Here is a 21,925-nt window from a genome sequence, read left to right on the forward strand (position 1 = left end):
ACACAGAGCGCTCACCTTGGTATTGGATGGGCATCTTTTATCATCGTATAACTTAAATAATCTAAGTAATGATATGAATATTACTCAGATTATAGACTGGTCAACCCTTGATATTGAGCACATAATGACACTCTCTACTATGACCTAATGGGACGATATGATGCAAAAACCAATACTGATTATCGGCAATAAAAACTACTCGTCTTGGTCACTACGGGCCTGGCTACTCTTAAAGGCATTTAACATCGATTTTGAGGAGCAGCTAATCGAGCTGTTTGATTCATCAGCACGTCCAGTATTGGAGGCGCACTCACCAACGGGAAAAGTTCCTATATTGGTCTATGGTGAGGGGGACAAACAAGTAACTGTCTGGGATACGCTGGCCATTGCGATACAGGTTAATGAGTATTTTACGGATATTGATATTTGGACGGGTGTCAATAAATCTAGCGCTAACACATACGATACTCAAAATAGAATAAACAGTGCTTATTGCCAGAGCATCATTGCTGAGATGCATTCAGGGTTGTCAGGTATACGTAATGAGATGCCGATGAATATCAGAGCAATCGCTAAGATACAACCGAGTGTTGCTTGCCTAGCCGATATTGCTCGTATTGAGGGTATTTTTGCAGATTGTTTACAAGGACGTTCAGAGGACAGCTATTTGTTCGGACACTTTACAGCAGCTGATGTGTTTTTTGCCCCGGTAGTGCTGCGATTACAGACCTATGCCGACGCGTCCAATATTGTCTTGCAGCCGCTTACTAAGCAGTACTGTCACACGATGATGAATCACCCAGATATAGAGACTTGGGTTCAGGCAGCCCTACAAGAGACGCGAATCGTTGAAGAAGATGAAGCGGGTGAGATTGTCTCGTTATCAGGTATTTTGGCGAATAGCGAGCATATGAGCGAATAACCGTCATTTCGGGCATAATTTGAGCATGGACAGTATCTTGCACAAAAAAACCACTTCAGCTCAGCTAAAGTGGTTTTTGCTTTCATAAGACATTAAGCGTATACGTACTACTGTTTTTGATCTAACGCTTCTTTTACCGCTTTTTTACCCCATGCACTCATATCGAGATCTAACTTTTCATACTCTTGTGCATCGAATAACGGTTCTTTAACCCCTGATTTTAATTGTCTTGCAAAATCGTCAAGTAGACGTTTGGCTCGCGGAAATAGCATAATCAAGGCCAATAAGTTGGCTAGTGCTAGCACACCCATTAATGGATCAGCGAAGAAGAATACCGCGGTTGCCGTAGGGGCTACTGCGCCCAAGAACAATATCGCAATCACGACAATTCGTAAAATCAAAGTCGCTTTTTTAATGTTCTTTTTAACCAAAAAGTTAATCGCGTTTTCGCCCATATAATAGTTATACATGATAGAACTAAGTGCAAATAGCAGCAGCGATATGGTCAGAATATACTGTGCCCAGTCTCCAAGCTGAGTCGTTAGCGCCTGCTGAGCAAGTACGATACCATCGACCTCGGCACCTGGTTGATAGACCCCGCTTAACAAAATCATAAATGCTGTGGCACTACACACAACTAACGTATCGATGAACACAGATAGTGATTGTGAGATACCTTGACTCACAGGGTGCGTGGCGTAAGCGGTAGCTGCAATATTAGGAGCAGAACCCAAACCGGCCTCATTAGAGAACAACCCGCGCTTCATACCCTGCTCAATCGCTACACCGATACCACCGCCCACGACAGATTCAATACCAAACGCATTTTTGACAATCATTACCATCAATGCAGGTATCTCTGTGAAGTTGAGTGCGATAATAATAAGCGCCATCCCAAGATAGATCAGTGCCATTACTGGAATGACAACGTCGGCTACTTTTGCAATGCGCTGGATACCGCCAAAGACAATGAACCCACCTGCAATGACCAGTACTACCCCTGACATCCAGCGTTCAATCCCAAAGCTCTCAAGCGCAGAACCTGCCACCGTGTTGCCTTGGAATGCCACAAAACCAATAGAGAAAGACAGTAGTAGAGAAACAGCATAAATAACAGCAAGCCAGCGGTAGTCTTTACCTAAACCATGTAGGATATAGGTTGCAGGGCCGCCACGAAAGTTACCATCATTGTCTCTACGCTTGTAAAGCTGAGCCAAACTACACTCAACAATACTGGTCATCATGCCAATGAGTGCGACAACCCACATCCAGAAGACCGCACCGGGGCCACCTAACGAGATTGCAACCGCAACACCAGCAATGTTACCACCGCCCACACGTCCACCGATAGAAACGAGCAACGCCTGACGGGCAGAAATCCCATCTTCTCCTACTTCATCCGTTTTAAACACACGGAACATACGTTTGAAATATCTAAACTGGGCGAATCTGCCCACGATGGTGAATAATAAACCAAAAATAACCAACATAGGCACGAGTGCCCAGCCCCATGTTAAATCCCCGATTAGGGCAAAAAAAGCTTCAATATATTCCATGCCTACTTTCCTTATAGTTCATGATGCTTTGAAAGGTTCTATTGAGCTCATTATTGCATCAACAACGCGAATTTGTAATGCGAATGACAAATTTGTAACGTAAATGTTGATATTTTCTAGGAATGACTACTTTATTAGCTCATTTAAACGGCTATTTTCTATTTATTAAACTCTCCTTTGTAGAGAACGGTTTATACAACGTCATAAAAAAAGCCACCTCAAACAAGGTGGCTTTTTATTTTTAATTGACAATTTAATGATCTACTACATGACCCGCTTACTGCATAACCCGCTTATTGCATGACTAAGTATTCAAACGCTGACAACGCAGCTTTACTACCTTCGCCCATCGCGATATTGATCTGCTTGAACGGTACGGTCGTGACGTCACCACAAGCAAAGATACCTTTACGATCTGTATGGCAGCGCTCATCAATTTCAATCTCGCCAAAACGGTTTAAATCAACAAAACCTTTGATGAACCCAGTATTTGGTACTAGACCAATCTGTACAAACACCCCTGACAAGTCACGCTCGTGAGTCTCACCTGTACTGCGGTCTTGGTACACGATAGAGGATACTTTGCCATCAGTTGCTTTGATTTCTTGAGTCGCGGCACCTGTGATGAATTCAATATTGGCTTTTTCTTTAGCTTTGTTAATCAATACTTGGTCAGCTTTTAATTCATCAGCGAATTCCAGTACAGTCACGTGTTTGACGATACCTGCCAAATCTAGTGCTGCTTCAACGCCTGAGTTACCACCACCAATGACTGAGATGTCCTTACCCTTGAAGAATGGGCCATCACAATGAGCACAGAACGCCACGCCTTTACCGATGTTTTCTTCCTCACCTGGTACGCCAAGTTTGCGCCACTGGGCACCTGTTGCCAAGATAATACTACGCGTCTCAAAGGTCTCACCAGTGTTTAGATTGATACTATAGTTCTCTTCTTCGGTCTCGCCGATGTCTTTTACGCTGACATGCTCTTTTAGCGTGATATTGTACTCGGCCAAGTGTTTGACGAAATTACCAGACAGGTCGGTACCATTGGTCAAGGGTACAGAGATTAGGTTTTCGATATCTTGCGTGTCTTTGACCTGACCACCGATACGATCAGCAACCATCGTCACTTTTAGACCTTTACGAGCAGTATAAATGGCAGCCGCTACACCTGCAGGACCCGCACCGATGATAGTGACGTCTTGCTGCTCTAGTTGCTCAGCATCTTCTACTTCTGACAACAAGTCAGGGAACTGCTCTTGTAACTTACCGATTAGTTTTGCAGTATCTATTAGACCATTAGCAAATGGCTTACCGTTCAAGAATACTGCTGGTACGCCTTGGATCTTGTTTGCGTCTACTTGTTCTTGAAACAGTGCACCATCGATCATCTCATTGCTGATACCGTCATTCAATAGCGCAAACTGGTTCAATGCCTGAACGACTTCTGGACAGCTATGGCATGACAACGACACATAGGTCTGGAACTGTAATGGCTTGTTGAAGCGCTTAACCAGCTTTTGAATACCTTCGTCCAGTTTTAGCGTATGACCACCCGCTTGCAATATTGCAAGGATCAGTGAGGTAAACTCATGACCGCCTGGAATACCGCTAAATACAATACCAGTATCTTCTGACGCACCATCTACATGACTAACTACCTTGAAGCTGATTGCGCTTGGCAAGCTGTCATCAGTTGATTCTGCACTGAAGTTGATTTTGTCAGTGGTACCAGCAATTTTAGTCAAAAAATCGATCAGTTCTGCGCGCTTACTGTGCTCACCATTACCCAATACAAAGGTAATCGGACGTGTCATATTTTCACTATAGCTCTTAACGGCATCTAATAAATTTTGGTCTATCATGTTTGTTCCTCATTATGACTGAATATGTAACGGCAACGGTCATGCTGCACGTCTAAATATAAGATTCTAAAATTAATAGTTTTATATAAAATGTTGTATCTATCGAGTTATTGCCCTTGAATGTCCCTATTATCATGCGTTTGAGCAAATTCAGCAAGCTGAGAAACTCAAATATCAAGTTTTATAAAACCAATCATAAATAGTTTTATTGTATTAAATATAAATACACTGGTAGATAATAGTCATGGTGTCTGTATGTTTTTTTCGCTACAATCGAGAATAGTTCTTAAGTTAAGCCGTTTTTTAAAACAATTCGCGACTATGTGTAGCAAGGTTGCGTTTAATGACAAGGATGAACACATGAGAAAAACAGACACGCTCCACGACAACAGAGAGATCATCGCCGAGCTCAAACTCAAAGACAGTCATTTTGCGAGTATTTTTGAGGAGCATACTCAGCTTGATCAAAAAATCAACTACCTCGAAAAAGACCTAGTAAAGCATGCTAGCCGCGAAGAAGAAATAGAAAAAATGAAGCGCCATAAACTACATCTTAAAGATGAGATTTATAAGATTATCGATAAGAATAAAGAAGACTCTCCTATTTAGTAGTATGTTTACTGTCAATCTATACAGATTCTGTAGACTAGTGGAAATGTCATCAATAAATTAAGCTTTAACTCATATAAAAAAAGACCCCATCAACATACGCTAATGGGGTCTTTATATATAGCACTGATTCAAACTAACAGCGTAAGATTCAGTGCTACTGTTATCTAAGTGATGAAATAACTACTTAGATTTTACCAACTAGGTCAAGACTTGGCTTCAATGTATCGCCACCTTGTTCCCAAGCTGCTGGGCATACTTCACCGTCGTTTTCACGAACGTACTGTGCTGCTTTTACTTTGCGTAGCATATCTTTTGCACTACGGCCGATACCACCTGCATGGATTTCAGCAACTTGAATCAAACCATCAGGATCTACTAAGAACGTACCACGTTCAGCAAGACCAGCTTCTTCAATCATAACGTTAAAGCCGCGAGTGATCTTACCAGTAGGATCGCCGATCATTGGGTATTGTACTTTGCCGATAGCATCTGAAGAATCATGCCATGCTTTGTGCGTGAAATGCGTGTCAGTTGATACTGAATATACTTCAACACCAAGACCTTTTAGCTCTTCGTAATGACCTGCCATGTCTTCAAGTTCAGTTGGGCAAACAAACGTGAAATCAGCTGGGTAGAATAAGAAAATTGCCCAGTTGCCTTTTACGTCTTCTGAAGTAACAGTTTTGAACTCACCGTTTACATATGCATCTGCTGAAAATTCTGGGATTTCTTGATTGATGATAGACGCCATGGTTGGCTCCTCTATAATTAATTAAATTAAAAGTTATTTGTATGGTTTTTCGACTAACCCTTTATCTTTCTGGGCTACCCGACAAACTATACGCGAATTCTATGGTTAATCTAGTTAAAAGTTTTTAATGTGATGTTTTGTTTTATTAAACTTGTTAAACTATTATCTCTAGAGCTTATCATTGGTTCAAAATTGGTAATTTGCCACCCCATAAAGGTTGACGACACATAATAAACTGCATGAAAAACCCACTAAAAGAGAGGTTTTATGATTACTTTACGACAACTTGAGTTTGCTTTGGCTGTAGCCAAACATCGCCACTTCAAACGTGCTGCTGAAGACTGCAATATTTCACAGTCTGCGCTGAGCTTAGGTATTGCAGAATTAGAAAAACAGCTGGATACTCAGATTTTTGAGCGTAACAACAAACAAGTGCTGATCACGCCTATCGGGCAAGATATCCTTACGCGCGCACAACGCGTGTTTTCTGAAGTGAGTGACTTGACCACGCGTGCGCAAAGTCACCAGACGCCACTTGCCTATCCTATGACGGTCGGTATCATCCCAACGATTGCGCCTTATTTGCTACCAAAGGTATTGCCTGCGCTACGTGCTCAATATCCAGAGTTTCGTATGACGATCGTTGAGCAACAGACTGAGCGCCTGCTTGAACAAGTCCGTTATGGTCATATTGATACCGCTATTATTGCACTACCTTATGCGGTCGATGGTCTGCACAGTTTTGAGTTCTGGAGTGAAGACTTCTTTGCTGTATTCCCAAAAGATGACGTACATGCCAAACTCGAAACCATTAACGCTGATGAGCTGGCCACTGCCAACCTTATGCTACTTGGTGAAGGGCACTGTTTGACCGATCAGACACTATCGGTCTGTCATTTCGACCGCTCGCAAATGAAATCGAGCTTTTCGGATGCCAGTTTAAACACGCTAATTCAAATGGCGCTTGCCAATATGGGCACGACGCTAGTGCCTGAAATGGCATTGGATCAGCTGCACCTGCAAAATCAAAACGCGGTTGCAGTACCATTGGCTGAAGACGGACCACACCGCCGTATTGCTTTTGTTACCCGTTTGAACTATGCGCGTGTCGATGATGTGAGCTTACTTGGGGACGTCTTTAACAAAGCATTTAAAGATGCCGTGGCTAACGACGAAGACTAGTTGCACCATATTTAGCATAGCAACAGTGAAAAGTGATAGATGACTGACTTTTTATATAGACATGATAATCTTGGCAAATGCTTTGCACAGCACTTATCGTCTATGAGTAACGATATCTTGCCACAGCAGATAGAGTTGCTGTGGCAAGATATCGCAGTACGCTATACTGAGCCACAGCGCGCTTATCATACGTTTGATCATATCGAGCAATTAATGATGCAGCTTAAAAACATCAAACCCTCTCTATCTAAGCCAAATACGATAGCGCTGGCACTGTATTATCATGACATCGTGTATGACCCAACACGTTCAGACAATGAGCAAAAAAGTGCTGAATATGCGGTAGAGGCGTTGAGCCCATACCTGAATTCGACGCGATGCCAAGATATCTACGCACTTATTATAATGACTGCTGATCATCAGATAGATGCACTGATAGACGAAGATAACCGTAACGATGCCGCCTATCTATTAGACATGGATTTGAGTGTTTTAGGTGCGCCTTGGTCTACATATCAGCAATATACACAAGCAGTACGTCAAGAGTATGTTCATGTGACAGACGTGGATTATCGTCATGGTCGCACTGCGATATTACAAGGATTACTAGCGCATCCAAGACTGTATTTGACTGACTACTATTACGAGCGACTAGAAGCACAAGCTCGGGACAATATCGAACGTGAGATTATTTTGCTCGCAGCTTTATAAACAGCTCGCTACCCTGCCGTGCAGGATATGAATTGTAGCTAGGCGCCATGGTCTCGATACCAAAATGGATTTGAAAACGCTGCTGGTACTCTTCCTTAGTACCACCAAATGGTGGCTCTTCTCGTCCAAAGTCTGTATTAAATAACAAACCCACCAGTTTGCCTTGAGGCTTTAGTAGTCTCGCCATCTGCTGCACGTACTCATCACGGCGCGCGGGATTGATCGCACAAAAAAACGTCTGCTCCAATATCCAATCAAATTGATACTGCTGCTCTGACAAACTAAAAAAGTCTGCGCAGATCAAATGCTCAGAGGGAAAATCAGGATAACGCGCTGCAAACGCTTCAATCGGTGCTGGCACAAAATCAACCAACGTGACATTGGTAAATCCTTGCTCATATAGATAGCCTACTTCATAGGCATTACCTGCACCTGCTACCAACACTGCTTGATTTTTGGCGTTGTCAGGTAGCTGGTCAATATAAGCTTTGAGTGGTGGCGATACCTGTCCCATATCCCAGCCGATGCTATTTTTTTCATAGCGCTGCTGCCAAAATTCTGCCTGATTGACATTTTCCATGTGACATCCCTGTATAGTTCTATTTAAACGACACGTTTTGTACCGTTATGTCTTATCATATCAGGCTTATGAAGGCGTGTCCTTATGTCAATCATGCCAGTAAAACTCAGTCCGAGTTATCTATCTTTGATACAAAAGAAAGATGCGTAGGCAAAAACTGCTATGAAGGCACTGATTTAGATAGCTAAAATCGCAGGCTGTTGAACTCAATCCAACTGACCCGTCTTGCCTGCCAGCAGATTGTGCCACTGCTGATAATCCGGCATTGCCGCCTCAACGGTTTGCCAAAACGCGCGACTATGATTGGCATGATGTAAATGACAGAGCTCATGAACGATAACATACTCGGTGCATTCGATAGGATAAGCAGGAAGATAGACCGAGAGCCAGATGCGGCGGGCGCGAGTATTACAGCTACCCCAGCGCGTGTGCATTTTCTTTAATCGTACCTCATTGGCATAAGCGCCGACGATAGGCTGCCACTTCTCAAATAGCGAAGGCATGATATTGGAGAGCTGCTGTCGATAGTAAGCCATTGTTTCATCATGGCTCAACGTCAATGCTTGTACTTTGCCCCATAGATAGATGGGCTGATCAGCATCTGAGGAATCTACCGGAGCGCTGGGTTTACGATGGTATTGCGCCAGTACTTGCGGGTGATGAGCAATCGCCCAAGACACTCGTCTGGCTACAGCATACAGTGTTTGCGAGGCAGTGATACGCAGTGGTACAGAAACCATCAATAAATAAGGCTTTAAGCGAAAGTTGATATTTTTGACACGTTTTTTACTGATGCACAGCTCGATACCTGCCTGTGCGAGCTGCTGTCTCACAGTATCTAAACTGATATCTGAGCTGATGCACTGTCTCCTTTTTATATGGTCATAGCAGCTATAAGCTGCATCGCTGAAGTCACGGACGCAAAAGTTATGAATGTGAAAGGTATGGACATAACCGTGTGAATCATTGCTCCTGACTACTGATGCGCTTATAACATTTACAAAATCTACAACGCTTGCAAATGGTTGTCAAAGGACATCATGTGCAATTTACTGTCCTTTATAATACGCTCACGGTGCTCAGTAACTTTCGTCTCTGACTTTGTTTCTGGCACAGGCGTGACTCTCAATGCCGTTAATTGTCCTTGACCGTCACTGACGATAAATCCTGAATCCATAGGATCACTGGCTCTGTGAGTTGGTATATTGGAGTCAGCTAGCATTGATGCCCCTGCACAGTCTGGTAGGTTTACATCATCAATCAACTCTCGAGTATGTAAATCATAAATCGCTGCACAGCCACCAATTGGTGTGGTCACACAAAGCAAATTGCGATCGCTATCGACGGCTACGCTCGCAATATATTGATGAAAACGTTGCCATTGATTGTTTGGCATAGTCAATGGTGTGAAATGGCTATCACCGCGCTTGTGGGTCAATACCAATGGTACATTGATGTGCTTTTCACCTTGGAACTGAATACCGATCATCACTGAGCCATCCTTGTGCATCGCTAAATGACGCACGCTCATCTGGTTATGTTCAGGAGTCACTTGCTCAATTAATGACCCGTCATGACGGTTTAGATAAGTTAGCGAGGGTCGCATGCTATCTAGATTTAACTCTTCACGTGAGGCTTGCTCGGTCTTGATACCACCATTTGCGATCACTAATGTATCACCATCTGGATGCATAATCAGCTCGTGCGGGCCGATACCATGCGAGTCAAACTCTACTACTTTGTTATAAGCATTATTGGCATCGTAGATACCGATTTTACCCGCTAGGCTGACAGTGTCATTTTCAGTCACATAGAGCAAACTGCCATCTAGGCTATAACAGGCATGACCATAAAAATGGCGATTTATATCAGCTTTGATTGCATGCTGGACCTGTCCATTTGCTGTACTCAGCACCCAGAATTTTTCGCTAGGGCGACGACCCATTACAATAACGTGCCGACCTTGGTGGTCACTGCTATGCTGAGCTTGCTCTTCAGGTACATTGACGGATACAGGTTGAACGACGATGTCATGAACACGTTCAGGCATAGTGGTCTGCCACACCATTTGCCTATCAGCATCGATACCCACCACACCAAAATCATGCTCGTTTTGGTTCAGTGATGTGTGGTTTTTTGGCATGGATGCAACACCGCTAACCCAGCTAACTGGTCGTGCTAGCAACGTCGTCGTATGCATATCAGTAAAACTGGAGGCATCATACTGATCAGCATTATCTATAGTATGATGATAAGCCTGCCGCCATGTCGCCGCCCCTTGCTGACAAGCATAGCGCAAGCGCGTGAGCATTGGTGTTGTCTCATCAGCCGATTGCGATACCCGTAACTGCGTGCGGAGACCTGTCATATAATCTTGCAGGCTAGCATTGGGGTTCTGCTGCTTGCGGTAACGATGGTGTAGCCCAACAAGTGCTGTCGTGCCAATTATAGACAGCACGGACGTCGTCAGTAGCTCATGGCTTGCTGATCTTGCTCCTGACTTATATGCTTGATCGCGCGCTTTGGGCATTAACGCTATTGTGTTCCTATTAATAGTAGACATTGTCTAATCGCCATCAGTGCTATTGAATCCCACACGGATACCGAGTGCTGGGATTAACTCGCGTTTGATTAGGCGAGTGATGGTGGTCAGATGATCATAGAGCGCCTGCTGGTCATCTTTATCTGCGGCTGATATATCTTCTGGCATCTGTGCTAGTAGTGTCGTCGCTTCGGCAAGCGCAGTCGATAGGTTATCAGCAACTGTATTTTCATCATTACTACCAAGAATCGCTGTCAATACGGGGTCAGTCATGGCTTTATTAATCGCATCTAGTTTTGCATTGATAATAGCGCGGCTTTGACCCGCGGTAGCAGCTGGCAGGTGACCTTTTGCTTTGCCCGTCAGACCCAGTGGCTGATCGATCGCATTGGACTTCATCGTTTCAATCAATGACAGTAAAGAGTTAAACCATTGGTTTAAACCTTGGTCGCTCTCCCCTGTCTTATCTATTGCCAATAAGTTAGTCGCGTTCTGCTGCCAGTTGTCCTCGATGGCTTTTAGACGTGTGCTCAGAGCACTACTGGCACTGATTACATAAGCACATTGACCAGCATCCAAGCTCTCATTGGCAAACAGCGCTTCTTCTAATCCTGGTACACCCTGCACAATCGCACTCTCACCGGCGAGCTGCTCTGGCGTTAGTTTTGGATTAGCAGCGATTAGGTCGGCGACACCGCTATGCACCAGACCGCGCTCGTCGGGATAGTAATTGATATATAAGTTACTCATACTGGCAGTAGCGGGACCAAAGTTGACCATTTCAGCACTTGACCATGCTTGTGCTAGTACCAGCCACTGCTCGCGCAATGCTTGCAACTCATCACCGCTTACTGGTGATTGTTGACAATATTTCTGCGCCAATTCATTGAGCAGATCGCTTTGTTGTGCTGCATCGGCATACGCTGGAATCACGATATCCTCTGCCACATGTGTCAAATATGTCTTTTGGGTCTCAGGACTGATGTTTACAGCAACGATCTGCTCAGCAGCTTCATTACTGCTTTCTGCTGAGCCATTAGCAGCGCTATTCTCTTGCACTACTTCTTGGCTGTCCACTTCTGCAGTTTTATTTTCGTCGGCAGGTTTGACACAGCTGATTAGCAGTCCAGCACTTAATGCAGATAGTGCCATTGCCAAAGCGTGGTTCATTTTCATAGGGTTCTCGGTAATTTTATAGGTAGTAATTTATATCGTTGTTGCATGACTGCTCAAAACAGGTGGCGCACGATAGTACGCAGTAAAATCACGCTATAGTGACCTTAAGAATGCATTGAGCTCTGTACGACCTTGCTTGTCTAGTTTCAATACCTTTTGTTGCTGCTTTTTGGCTTCTCCGCCATGCCATAGTACGGCTTCCATCAGCGTGCGCGCGCGACCATCATGCAAGAACGTCGCTTGCGGATCAACCGTTTGAGCAAGCCCGACACCCCATAAGGGCGGTGTGCGCCACTCATAAGAGTTGGCTAAAAATTCAACTTGAGCATCTTTTGATGGTAGCTTACCGGAAACTGTACGATCAGCAAGCTCATCACCCATATCATGTAGCAGCAAATCTGTGTAAGGGTAAATCACTTGACCGTGTTGCTCAAGACGATCATCGTCGGTTTTTGGCAACTGATATCTTGGGGTATGACAGCTTTGACACCCCATGTCATAGAAATGCTTTTTGCCAGCCAGCACCAACTCACTATCCGCGTCACGGCGATGTGGCACCGCCAAATTACGGGTATAAAACTCTACGAATTTTGCCACGTCATCGTTCACTTCGACAGGAGGCTTGCCATTCCCTTGCTCATCAGCGCCAGTAGTCGCATTTAGGCAGGCAGTCTGCGTGGGCATGCAAGACTCATGTGGACGGATATTTGACGTCAAACCCATGTCTTCATTAAACGCACTTTGGTTCTGGGTCAGCAGCCTCGTTTGACCTGCTTTCCACCCAAAACGTCCAAGCGCACGCTTACCGGTTTGTGGATCCATAACCCAATTGAACTTACCACTGATATCACTATTGTTCTTGGCTTGTTTTTTAATATCATCGTCAGGGATTTGTTCTAGCAATCCAAGTCCAATCATCGGCGGTGCCACTCGCGGCGATACCATCATCGCCTCATCAAGAGCACCGTATCCAGGGGTGGTCAAGTTAAATGTGGGTGCGCGCAGCGTCTCAATATGTCCGTCAGCAAAAGTGACTGGTTTATCAGTCCACTGTACTGCTATTCTCGCTTCAGCAGGGACGCCCTGAATACCTCGATCTTGCAGTTGCCCACCATACATCGGGTGAACGACTTTTTCAATGAGCGAGTCCTGCAACTGCTTACGCTGCTCATCGGTCGTCGCTGGCATAGACAGACGTACCAGCAAGCTGTCCGCATCATCATCGGCATCCATCGGTGCATGACCACGTCCATCTTTGATGTGGCAAGACTGACAAGCCGCAACGTTAAACAGCGCACCCAGTCCATCACGGCTATCTGTACTAGCAGGAGCTACAACCCAAGGCTGACGAAAGAACGCATTACCAATAAAAAACATGCCTTTGCGTGAAGCCGCCAAGTTTGATGACGGCTTTGAATAGCTCTCAGCACTCGTGATGCTGATCCCGGTGTCACCGCCCTGTTTAATCTCTTGTGGATCAAAGCTGACAAGCTGTTGCATGGGCATGCCAGCAAGTGCCTCAATATTTTGAGCACGCTCAGAGGTTATTGGTTGGGAGCTATCACTAGTAGCGGTCGCCCTTTGACTCTCCGAAGTATTACTTGGCGTACTATCGGTTGGTTGACACGCACTTAGTGCGACCGTACTCATTATGATGAGCGGCAAACTGCGCATGAATATAGAAGACAAACGAAAAGATGGGATATCAATGGCTTTCATAAAAATTGTGTGCCTTGGTTTTAGAGTAGAACCACTGTAATCGATACCTATAATATGATAGGTATCCATATACGGATTCAGAAGACCGATGTATCTGGTCTATTTTAGTACTTACAAACTTGATATTTACAGGCTTAGTGATTACAAACTTAGTGATTACAAACTTAGTGATTACAAACTTAGTGATTACAAACTTAGTGATTACAAACTTAGTTCTTACAAAAATACGTTGCCGACTGTGATCGACAACGTACGTATAAAATCCAATCTGCATTTTTATAGCAGTAGGTTTACTCACTTACCACTATGATATGGATACCATCAATAGAATAAAAGACCTTAATCGCTAAAACTGAAATTAAAACTGCGATCCTGCATCCGCATCTAAGTTATCGATACCGACTGCTTTTGCCGCATTTTCGATACCAGCAGTCAATTCTTGCAAGCTGTTGATACCAGCCTCAACCCAACCGCGACGAATATTTTGCTCTTCAGCAGAGATACCTTCTTGACTGGCTTGACCAACAGTGGCAATCATTTGGTCAATCTTAATCCCTTCTTTCTCGCCTTTGTTAGCGATAACGTTGAACGCACCTTCAACTTTACTGAATTCAGCGGCCAGTTTTTCGGCTTCTTCTACATGCCCATTATCAATGAGATACTCTTTGATGCCGTAGCCGCCGACAGTCTTTCCAGTGACAGTCTGATAGCTACCATTAAAGACATTTTGGATACCGCGTGCATTATTGGCATAGCTCAAATGCGTCAAATCACTAAAGCATTCGTGCTCATCTTCAGTAGATCCTGTGACAAAAGCGACCTGCATACGCTCAGAAGCCAACTCGCCTAACGCTAAGCTGCCCATTTGGTACATAATCTGACGTAGACCATTATCGTATTTGCGCGCTAGCAAATCACTACGTAAAGTATTATCTGTTTCAGGTTGCCACTGGGCTTCCATCGCTGTCAGGTCATCAACCAATAACTGGGTCGCAGCTTTTAAGAATTCACCGCGGCGCTCACAAATGTTAGCATCTTCATTGACCGCATCACCACTAGTACATTGACCAGCTTCCGTGACGTAATCTGTCACTGGGCGATTGCCCGCGCCTTCTTTTACCCCATTGGTATCCTGACCCCATAGCATAAACTCAATCGCATGATAACCAGTCGTTACGTTGGCTTCGCTACCACCGATCTCGTTCATTTCTGCAAGTAGCTCAGGCGTGATCGTACTGGTGTCTTGATTAATACTACCGACTGTCACGCTGTCACTGTTGATGATGTTTTCTTGGCTGTTGTACTCGCCCTCATAATCATCACTGACATAGTCAATTAGCGCCTCATCTAATGGCCAAGCATTGATCTGACCTTCCCAGCTATCTATGCTGTTGATCGCGCGCTTGTCATTTGCTGTCACAAACCCTTCATCAAAACGGAAAATCTCGGTTTGTGAATACGGCTGGCGCGCTGCTTTGTAGGCAGCTTTTGCCGCATCAAGGTTAGCTTGTGTTGGCGTCGCAACGTATGTATCTACCGCTGTCTGTAGTACTTTGGCGGTATCCAACGAGTCTTTGTAAGCGGCGTGAGCCATATTGGCATAGCTGATAGCCAGTCTGTCAATATGTGCTTTTTCGGCAGCTGACATCTCAGTACTATCGCCCGCTTCTGCACTAACAACCTCTGTCTGCGCTTCAGCAGTAGCCGTATCTTCATCGGTTTTTTTGGTACAGCCCGACACCATTAACAATCCTGCAAGGGCAACAGCTAACGTAGTTGGTAGAATCTTACGGTTTGTTACTGTGGTAATCGTCATACATATCCTCAAAAATATAGCAAAAAGTTTGTTTGGTTAGGTAGCATTCTTACATCGATAAGCAAGCCATATATAGCAAGCTGGTATGGTCGTACACTTTTATCGTTTATCCCACACAATGATGCACACGACCTTATAGCGATAAAAATATTGATAAATTATAGTGTTATTGATAATCATTATCAATGATTAATTTTATATTAATAATAATTAATCTGTGGTTGATATTTATGATGTCATAAAAGTTTCGCCTTACATCGCTGTGCTGTAATGACCAACCTGCATTCCCATCTTTAACTTTTTCCTACCAAATACAACACAAAAAAAGAGCCAGCATATTGCTGGCTCTTTTTGAAAACACATTTGAGAATGTGTATGCGATAACTAAATCAAATTACTGATTAGTTTACGCTTTGCGGTGCATTAACCGTTAGTTCAACACGGCGGTTTTGCTGACGACCATAATCAGTATTGTTATCTGCAACTGGGCGTGACTCGCCATAAGCAACAACATTGATACGGTTAGACGCAACACCGCGAGCGGTCAAGTAGTTAGCAACTGAGTAAGCACGGTCACGTGATAGACCCATGTTATAAGAGGCAGTACCTTTGCTATCAGTATGACCAGCGATGGTGATCGTGTTTTGATTGTACTGGTTCATCGTTGAAGCAAGCTTGTCTAGTGTTGGCTTGAATGAAGAGCTAAGTGTTGCATCATCAAACGAGAAAGTGATGCTACCTGGCATTACAAGATCAATGTTACCAGTTGTTGGATTTTGCTCAACCGTTACGCCTGTACCAGCCATTTGCTGTTCAAGCTGACGAGCTTGACGCTCCATGTAGTAACCAACGCCTGCACCTAATGCTGCGCCAATTGCTGCATCACGACCAGTTTTGTCGCCACCAGTTGCTTTTGAGATAGTTGCGCCGCCTGCTGCACCGACCAAACCACCTAAAGCGGCTTTGTTCAAACGTTGCTGTCCAGTGTTTGGATCAGTAGTACAACCGCTCAATGCTAGACCTGATGCTACTGCTGCAATCATTAATGTATTACGCATAATATTTCCTCTTAAATTCAAAAATGTTATAAATCGTGCTTTTTATAAAGATTGTCCATTAATCTTTCATAAGTACTTATTTACTTTCGTCATTATTATGGCAATTCCAATCTAACTGTGTGTAATATTTTGTCACACCTATGTATGAGAAGTGCAGGTTGTCTTGCAACCAGCTGTAGGAGCTTTGGCTGTCTCATAGTAATCACTTGCTATCGCTAGTCACGTTTACAGTCGTACACTACCAATTGTTTCTGCTAAAATTATCTAAGCGAATTTATCATGGCTAAACGGCTCATACATCAGGTGTCGACTGTCTGTATGCATCTAACAATAGTTATCGAGTTGTAGACATCAAATTGTAGACATCGAATGACCGTTTACATAACGTTAGCTTTTGTCTGACTACTATTTAGTTGACTGCTATCAGTCGTCAATCATGAAGATAGATTCGGTAGACCCCAAATACATTGACACCCACAATGTAAGACTCATTTATTAATTAGATTGAACAAGAGGATCAAGCATGCGCCTGACATCTACCATTCGAAAAATGCACAAACGTACTCCTAAGCTGGGTAAGGCTGTGTCATTAGCCACGGCTACGGGCGTCATTGCTGCTAATAGCTTTGGTGGTAGTATTCCCTTATGGTTAATGGGTGTTGGCAAGGTCATTACTGGTGCTCCCATCGCGGACAAAGCCGTTATCAAGATTGCTACCTACTGGATCAGCAGCAATAGCGCTTTGATTGATGACATGTTACCTCGTAAGGACTGGCGCATTAGCCTACCTGATGATATCCATACTGAGGGCAAATACCTCTTGGTTAGCAATCATCAATCATGGGTCGACACCAGCATCGTGCAGTATATAGGCGAAAAGCGCCTGCCACTCACGCGTTTCTTTACCAAGTTTGAGCTGATTTATATTCCTATCGTTGGACAGGCTTTCTACTTTTTAGACTTCCCTATGATGCGTCGGCACTCCAAAGAAGCCATCGCCAAAAACCCTGCACTAAAAGGTAAAGATATTGAAGAGGCCAAACGTGCCTGTGCGCTATTAAAGGACAAGCCTTTTACTTTGCTCAACTACTTGGAAGGAACACGCTTTACCAAAGCCAAGCACGCAAAGCAGCACTCTCCATATACTCATTTGCTAAAACCACGTGCAGGTGGCTTATCATTGGCAATCAGTGCGTTAGGAGAAGACATTGACGGCATATTGGATGTGACTATTGTCTATCCAGACGGTGTACCAAGCTATGGTGATCTATGGAAAGGTAACATCAAGCGTTTGGGGGTAGATCTAAGATATATCGATATACCGGATACTTTGTTCGATGGTATCAAAAAAGGTGGTTACGAAAATGATGATGATATAAAAGCGCAGATGTTCGATTGGGTTGAAAAAATCTGGCGCCAAAAAGATCAGCGTATCACCGACATGTTGGCTGATTTTGAAACCAATCCTGAGCCTCAAAACGCTAAATAAACCATCACTTGGCAACGTGATAGGCATTTTCTATGGGGGTGTCATTTCCTATAAGGGTATTACCTCTATAAAAATACTGTAACTTAGAGTGATATAGATAATTAAAATCAGCCATCTAGTAATACGCTATCCACAGCGGTTGCAGACCATTCCAATGTGATGAAGTACGTTTTTTATTGATGAGGCATATTTATTTCCTATAATTGTATAAAACATCTTTAACTAGGATACGTAAATTTTACTCATAGATGGGTTGTTTTTTGGTCTTATTCATTGATAATGTGACTATTCGTGAACTGATAAATTTTCGATAATTGTTTTTAGTCATTATCGAAAATCTGCTCACTCTTTGTGTCATTTATCACTTATAAGGTATGACTGTGCCCGCCTCTCCTACTAGCCCGCCTCTTGCAGCACCGGTTTCGCCTCACCTAACACCTAGTGAGCCGCCAAGGCCAAATCGTCCAAAGCCAAGCCGCTTGAAGCTTACCTACGACATCGTGATGCTCATCGTAATCAGTATTGATCTATTACTGATCAGTATTGATGCGGTGTTGATGAGCGATTTTAGTAATAACGCTGCACAGTGGCTGTCTGTGAATGACGGACTAAACTGGTATCAAACCACTTTGCATGAGCCATTGCGTACTGCTGGTGGGTTTTTTACTATATTTTTGATTGCCGAGCTGTTATTACGCTGGGCTATCGCCATCAAAAACAAAGTCTACTACCGCTGGTTCTTTTTTCCTTTTGTCCACTGGTATGAAGTATTAGGTTGTTTTCCGCAATTACGTGCATTACGGTTGTTCCGAGCAGTCATTATCGGACGCCGACTCTATCAGCTTGGCTATCAAGTGCTACCACAGCTCTGGATCAATCGTATTAAGTTCTATATCGATTTACTGCTAGAGGAGCTATCTGATCGTGTCATCTTAACGACCATCCAAAACTTTAGACAGCAACTGACCGATCCCAAAGCACATAAATCATTTATCGAATCGGCTATCACGCGCAACCGTGCTGAAATCGAAGCCGCCGTGCTGTCCATGCTACGCTCGGAGCTTGCCCCAAAATTACAAGAGCTCACCGCTTCATCAGGTGGTGGTAGTATATTAGCCGATGAGATGGGCAATGCTATTGAAGAAGGGTTGGCCAATACCCCTGAGCTACGACGCTATTTGCGTATGATCCCTATCGCTGGCAGCTTAATTGAATCACAATTGCAGAGTATCGGGCACAACGTCGGCACCAATGTCGTTTACGCATTAAATCAGCGTCTGCTTGACCCTGAGCGCCTCGACTCATTGATGGTTGCTATTGCTAGCGGTATTGCGCAAATAGATACCAATAATACTGCGCTCGATACTCTGATTTCGAGTATCATTGATGACAGTTTGACTGAATTTGAAGCGCAAGTAAAAGTACAGCAATGGAAGCATCAAGATATGCTAAATCTGTAGTATATCTATCGACTCGCATGACGCAATTATAAAAATGACGCTGTGGATACAGCGATAGAATTATTCTTAAGGGTTTATATATGACAGTTTCAGATAATAAAAACCAAACAACAAACACAGCCCCTGCCTTAGCCTTATACGGCAAAATGTTGACTTTTTCGCGTTTACAGTTCAGTACAGATGACCTAAGTGCTATTGAAGCCCAGCTGGCTGACACGCTAAGCAACAAGTCGAGTAATATCCCCATCCTTATTGATAGCGACGTTGAGCAAGATTTATCTGCATTGGTAGAGTTGCTATGGTCATGGGGACTACAACCTATCGGTGTGGTCACAGGTGTACTCGATGACCAAGCTCGCGAACAGCGCTTGGCTATATTTCCAGCAGATGGCAAACGCATTGAGCGTATCATACCTAGTAAGAAAGCACTTGCGACGCCCAATAAGCCAGCAGAAGACAGCAACAAAGACTCAGCTAGCGACGATAATGTAAAAGACGTTACAGCGACCAATGAACGAGAGACCAAAACGACTATATCTGAGATGCCAGCTGATACCCTTACTAGCGCTCAGCATATTACCAGTTTGATCTATGACCAGATGCTACGCTCAGGGCAGAGCTTAAACCATGTCGGTGGTGACTTGATTTTGACAAACAGTGTCAATAGCGGTGCTGAAGCGATTACTGATAACAGCTTGCACGTATATGGCCGCGCTCAAGGTCGCTTGGTGGCAGGCGCAACAGGTGACAAAGACGCGCGTATTTTTTGTCAGGTTTTTAATCCTTCGCTGGTTTCTGTAGCAGGCACTTATTGCTTGCGGGACAACCTACCTGAGCACGTGATTGACAAGCCTGTACAAGTAAAGTTTATAGAAGGTGAAGGCTTGGTATTTACTGTGATGGATGAGGCTTAGAATTTAATACTGTTAAAAACAATACACGATTAAGTGATGGTTTAGAAAAGTAAACTGAGTAAGGTAGGTGTGCTTGATTAAGCTATAGTATAAGACGCGCGAGGTACATAGAATCAATTATTATAGTTGGTCTATTATCAGCTGCTATTTTTGCTATTATTTTTAGTGCCATTATAGATTTATGAAGCGAATAGAAATGATCATTATTAGCAGTGTGTTTTTTTAAGTAGAAACTCTCTATAGCTCATATATCAGTTGTTTTCCTGCTTTAGTATAGACTTGCTATAAATATTTGTTTATTTATGCTAGGCTAGCTTCGCAGATAGTACATATATAGTAGATAAATACCATGCAATTGTGCTATTTATATAACAGATATCCCATTGATTCATAGGAGTGTGCCATTGTGGCGAAGATAGTTGTAATCACTTCAGGTAAAGGCGGTGTGGGAAAAACCACGACAAGTGCCTCTTTTGCCGCTGGTTTAGCATTGCGTGGCTATAAGACGGTAGTGATCGATTTTGATGTAGGTCTACGTAATCTAGACTTGATCATGGGTTGTGAAAACCGAATTGTTTATGATTTTGTCGATGTCATTACTGGTAGCGCACGTTTGTCACAAGCACTTGTCAAAGACAAGCAGCTTGAGAACTTGTATATCCTTCCTGCTAGCCAAACGCGTGATAAAGACGCGCTAACAGACGAAGGCGTATCAGAGGTTATGGCTGAGCTGTCTAAACAGTTTGACTATATCATCTGCGACTCACCTGCTGGTATCGAGCGCGGTGCGCAGCTGGCTATGTATCACGCTGATGAAGCCATTATCGTCACTAACCCTGAAATCTCTTCAGTACGTGACTCAGATCGCATCATTGGTATCTTGCAGAGCCAGACCAAAAAAGTCGAAGAGAACCAAGGCTCTGTACGTGAGCACCTGGTGATCACTCGTTACAATGCGGAGCGCGCCGCTGCAAACGAGATGATGGACATCGATACCATCTCAAATGATATCTTAAAAGTACCACTGCTCGGCGTTGTGCCTGAGAGCCATTCAGTGCTCGAAGCGTCTAACCATGGCGAGCCTGTCATTCATTATAGCGACTCTGTGGCTGGTCAGTGTTATGATGATATCGTCGCTCGCTTTTTGGGTGAAGAGCGTCCGTTACGTCATATCGATGTGAAAAAGAAAAGTTTACTGCAGCGCTGGTTTGGGGGTTAATGATGACTAAGAAAAAAGGATTTTGGAGTAGCCTATTTGGTACTGACGACAGCAGTAACGCTGGTAGTGCTAATTTGGCAACTGAGCGCCTCAAGGTTATCGTAGCTAGCGAAAACCGTCTGAATAACCGACTGACAGTTGATCGTATCGAAAAAATGAAACGTGAAATACTAGAAGTGGTTAATAAGTACGTCAACGGTGTACAGATTGATGATGTGAACATTAACCATCGTTCAGAAGACAGCCTAGATGTATTAGAGATGAATATTAATTTACCTGAACACAAAAAGTAAGTTTATGTATTCAGACCATTAACGTCTCAATTTATGTCTGATATAGAAAAGCCCTAA

Annotated in this window: 19 protein-coding genes; 9 read left to right on the forward strand and 10 right to left on the reverse strand. The window is 43.7% G+C overall.

What is annotated here, in order from left to right:
* Positions 1-157 precede the first annotated feature (157 nt).
* The gene (locus AC5JPY_RS05645; protein ID WP_493852311.1) at positions 158-922 is read left to right on the forward strand and encodes a glutathione S-transferase family protein; all 765 of its coding nucleotides are present in this window, start codon (positions 158-160) and stop codon (positions 920-922) included.
* Positions 923-1,029: 107 nt separating this feature from the next.
* Here AC5JPY_RS05645 and AC5JPY_RS05650 read toward each other — a convergent pair whose 3' ends face one another.
* Positions 1,030-2,478, reverse strand: coding sequence for an alanine/glycine:cation symporter family protein (locus tag AC5JPY_RS05650; RefSeq protein WP_443525676.1), 1,449 nt, complete (start codon positions 2,476-2,478; stop codon positions 1,030-1,032).
* Positions 2,479-2,771: 293 nt separating this feature from the next.
* The gene (gene ahpF / locus AC5JPY_RS05655) at positions 2,772-4,346 is read right to left on the reverse strand and encodes an alkyl hydroperoxide reductase subunit F (protein ID WP_443525674.1); all 1,575 of its coding nucleotides are present in this window, start codon (positions 4,344-4,346) and stop codon (positions 2,772-2,774) included.
* 360 nt (positions 4,347-4,706) lie between these two features.
* Here ahpF and AC5JPY_RS05660 point away from each other — a divergent pair, with 360 nt between their 5' ends.
* Positions 4,707-4,955 (forward strand): HP1242/YdcH family protein, encoded by a 249-nt coding sequence (locus tag AC5JPY_RS05660; RefSeq protein WP_443525672.1) that lies wholly within the window; start codon positions 4,707-4,709, stop codon positions 4,953-4,955.
* A 187-nt stretch (positions 4,956-5,142) separates the two neighbouring features.
* Here the strand turns inward: AC5JPY_RS05660 and ahpC are convergent, their stop codons facing one another.
* On the reverse strand, positions 5,143-5,709 hold the full coding sequence (ahpC, locus tag AC5JPY_RS05665; RefSeq protein WP_319050890.1) for an alkyl hydroperoxide reductase subunit C: 567 nt from the start codon (positions 5,707-5,709) through the stop codon (positions 5,143-5,145).
* A gap of 267 nt (positions 5,710-5,976) precedes the next feature.
* Here ahpC and AC5JPY_RS05670 point away from each other — a divergent pair, with 267 nt between their 5' ends.
* Positions 5,977-6,891, forward strand: coding sequence for a hydrogen peroxide-inducible genes activator (locus AC5JPY_RS05670; protein WP_443525670.1), 915 nt, complete (start codon positions 5,977-5,979; stop codon positions 6,889-6,891).
* A gap of 39 nt (positions 6,892-6,930) precedes the next feature.
* Positions 6,931-7,602, forward strand: a complete 672-nt coding sequence (locus AC5JPY_RS05675; protein WP_443525669.1) for an HD domain-containing protein — start codon at positions 6,931-6,933, stop codon at positions 7,600-7,602.
* Here AC5JPY_RS05675 and AC5JPY_RS05680 read toward each other — a convergent pair.
* The 7 genes from AC5JPY_RS05680 to AC5JPY_RS05710 all read right to left on the reverse strand — a co-directional run bounded on the left by AC5JPY_RS05680 (position 7,580) and on the right by AC5JPY_RS05710 (position 16,493).
* Positions 7,580-8,182, reverse strand: a complete 603-nt coding sequence (locus AC5JPY_RS05680; RefSeq protein ID WP_443525668.1) for a methyltransferase domain-containing protein — start codon at positions 8,180-8,182, stop codon at positions 7,580-7,582. The genes AC5JPY_RS05675 and AC5JPY_RS05680 overlap by 23 nt on opposite strands.
* 206 nt (positions 8,183-8,388) lie before the next feature.
* Positions 8,389-9,015 (reverse strand): M48 family metallopeptidase, encoded by a 627-nt coding sequence (locus tag AC5JPY_RS05685; protein ID WP_443525666.1) that lies wholly within the window; start codon positions 9,013-9,015, stop codon positions 8,389-8,391.
* 173 nt (positions 9,016-9,188) lie between these two features.
* On the reverse strand, positions 9,189-10,745 hold the full coding sequence (locus AC5JPY_RS05690) for a DUF1513 domain-containing protein (protein WP_443525664.1): 1,557 nt from the start codon (positions 10,743-10,745) through the stop codon (positions 9,189-9,191).
* A gap of 3 nt (positions 10,746-10,748) precedes the next feature.
* Positions 10,749-11,900, reverse strand: a complete 1,152-nt coding sequence (locus AC5JPY_RS05695; RefSeq protein WP_443525663.1) for an imelysin family protein — start codon at positions 11,898-11,900, stop codon at positions 10,749-10,751.
* Between the two features lie 93 nt (positions 11,901-11,993).
* On the reverse strand, positions 11,994-13,619 hold the full coding sequence (locus AC5JPY_RS05700; protein WP_443525662.1) for a di-heme oxidoreductase family protein: 1,626 nt from the start codon (positions 13,617-13,619) through the stop codon (positions 11,994-11,996).
* A gap of 358 nt (positions 13,620-13,977) precedes the next feature.
* Positions 13,978-15,435 carry an imelysin family protein gene (locus tag AC5JPY_RS05705; RefSeq protein WP_443525660.1) on the reverse strand — a complete coding sequence of 486 codons (1,458 nt, stop codon included), beginning with the start codon at positions 15,433-15,435 and terminating at the stop codon, positions 13,978-13,980.
* Positions 15,436-15,836: 401 nt separating this feature from the next.
* On the reverse strand, positions 15,837-16,493 hold the full coding sequence (locus AC5JPY_RS05710) for a YiaD family glycine zipper/OmpA-like lipoprotein (RefSeq protein WP_319050898.1): 657 nt from the start codon (positions 16,491-16,493) through the stop codon (positions 15,837-15,839).
* A 523-nt stretch (positions 16,494-17,016) separates the two neighbouring features.
* On the opposite strand from AC5JPY_RS05710, the gene yihG reads away from it, so the two are divergent.
* The 5 genes from yihG to minE all read left to right on the forward strand — a co-directional run bounded on the left by yihG (position 17,017) and on the right by minE (position 21,868).
* The gene (gene yihG, locus AC5JPY_RS05715) at positions 17,017-17,982 is read left to right on the forward strand and encodes a 1-acylglycerol-3-phosphate O-acyltransferase, YihG family (RefSeq protein WP_443525657.1); all 966 of its coding nucleotides are present in this window, start codon (positions 17,017-17,019) and stop codon (positions 17,980-17,982) included.
* A 374-nt stretch (positions 17,983-18,356) separates the two neighbouring features.
* Positions 18,357-19,442, forward strand: a complete 1,086-nt coding sequence (locus tag AC5JPY_RS05720) for a hypothetical protein (protein ID WP_443525655.1) — start codon at positions 18,357-18,359, stop codon at positions 19,440-19,442.
* 80 nt (positions 19,443-19,522) lie between these two features.
* On the forward strand, positions 19,523-20,356 hold the full coding sequence (gene minC / locus AC5JPY_RS05725; protein WP_443525654.1) for a septum site-determining protein MinC: 834 nt from the start codon (positions 19,523-19,525) through the stop codon (positions 20,354-20,356).
* A gap of 406 nt (positions 20,357-20,762) precedes the next feature.
* Positions 20,763-21,575: a septum site-determining protein MinD gene (gene minD / locus AC5JPY_RS05730; protein WP_319050904.1), complete on the forward strand. Its 813-nt coding sequence runs from the start codon at positions 20,763-20,765 to the stop codon at positions 21,573-21,575.
* A 2-nt stretch (positions 21,576-21,577) separates the two neighbouring features.
* A complete protein-coding gene (minE, locus tag AC5JPY_RS05735) occupies positions 21,578-21,868 on the forward strand; it encodes a cell division topological specificity factor MinE (RefSeq protein WP_319050905.1) in 291 nt (96 codons plus the stop codon).
* Positions 21,869-21,925: the final 57 nt, after the last annotated feature.

Source organism: Psychrobacter sp. H27 (assembly GCF_059072655.1).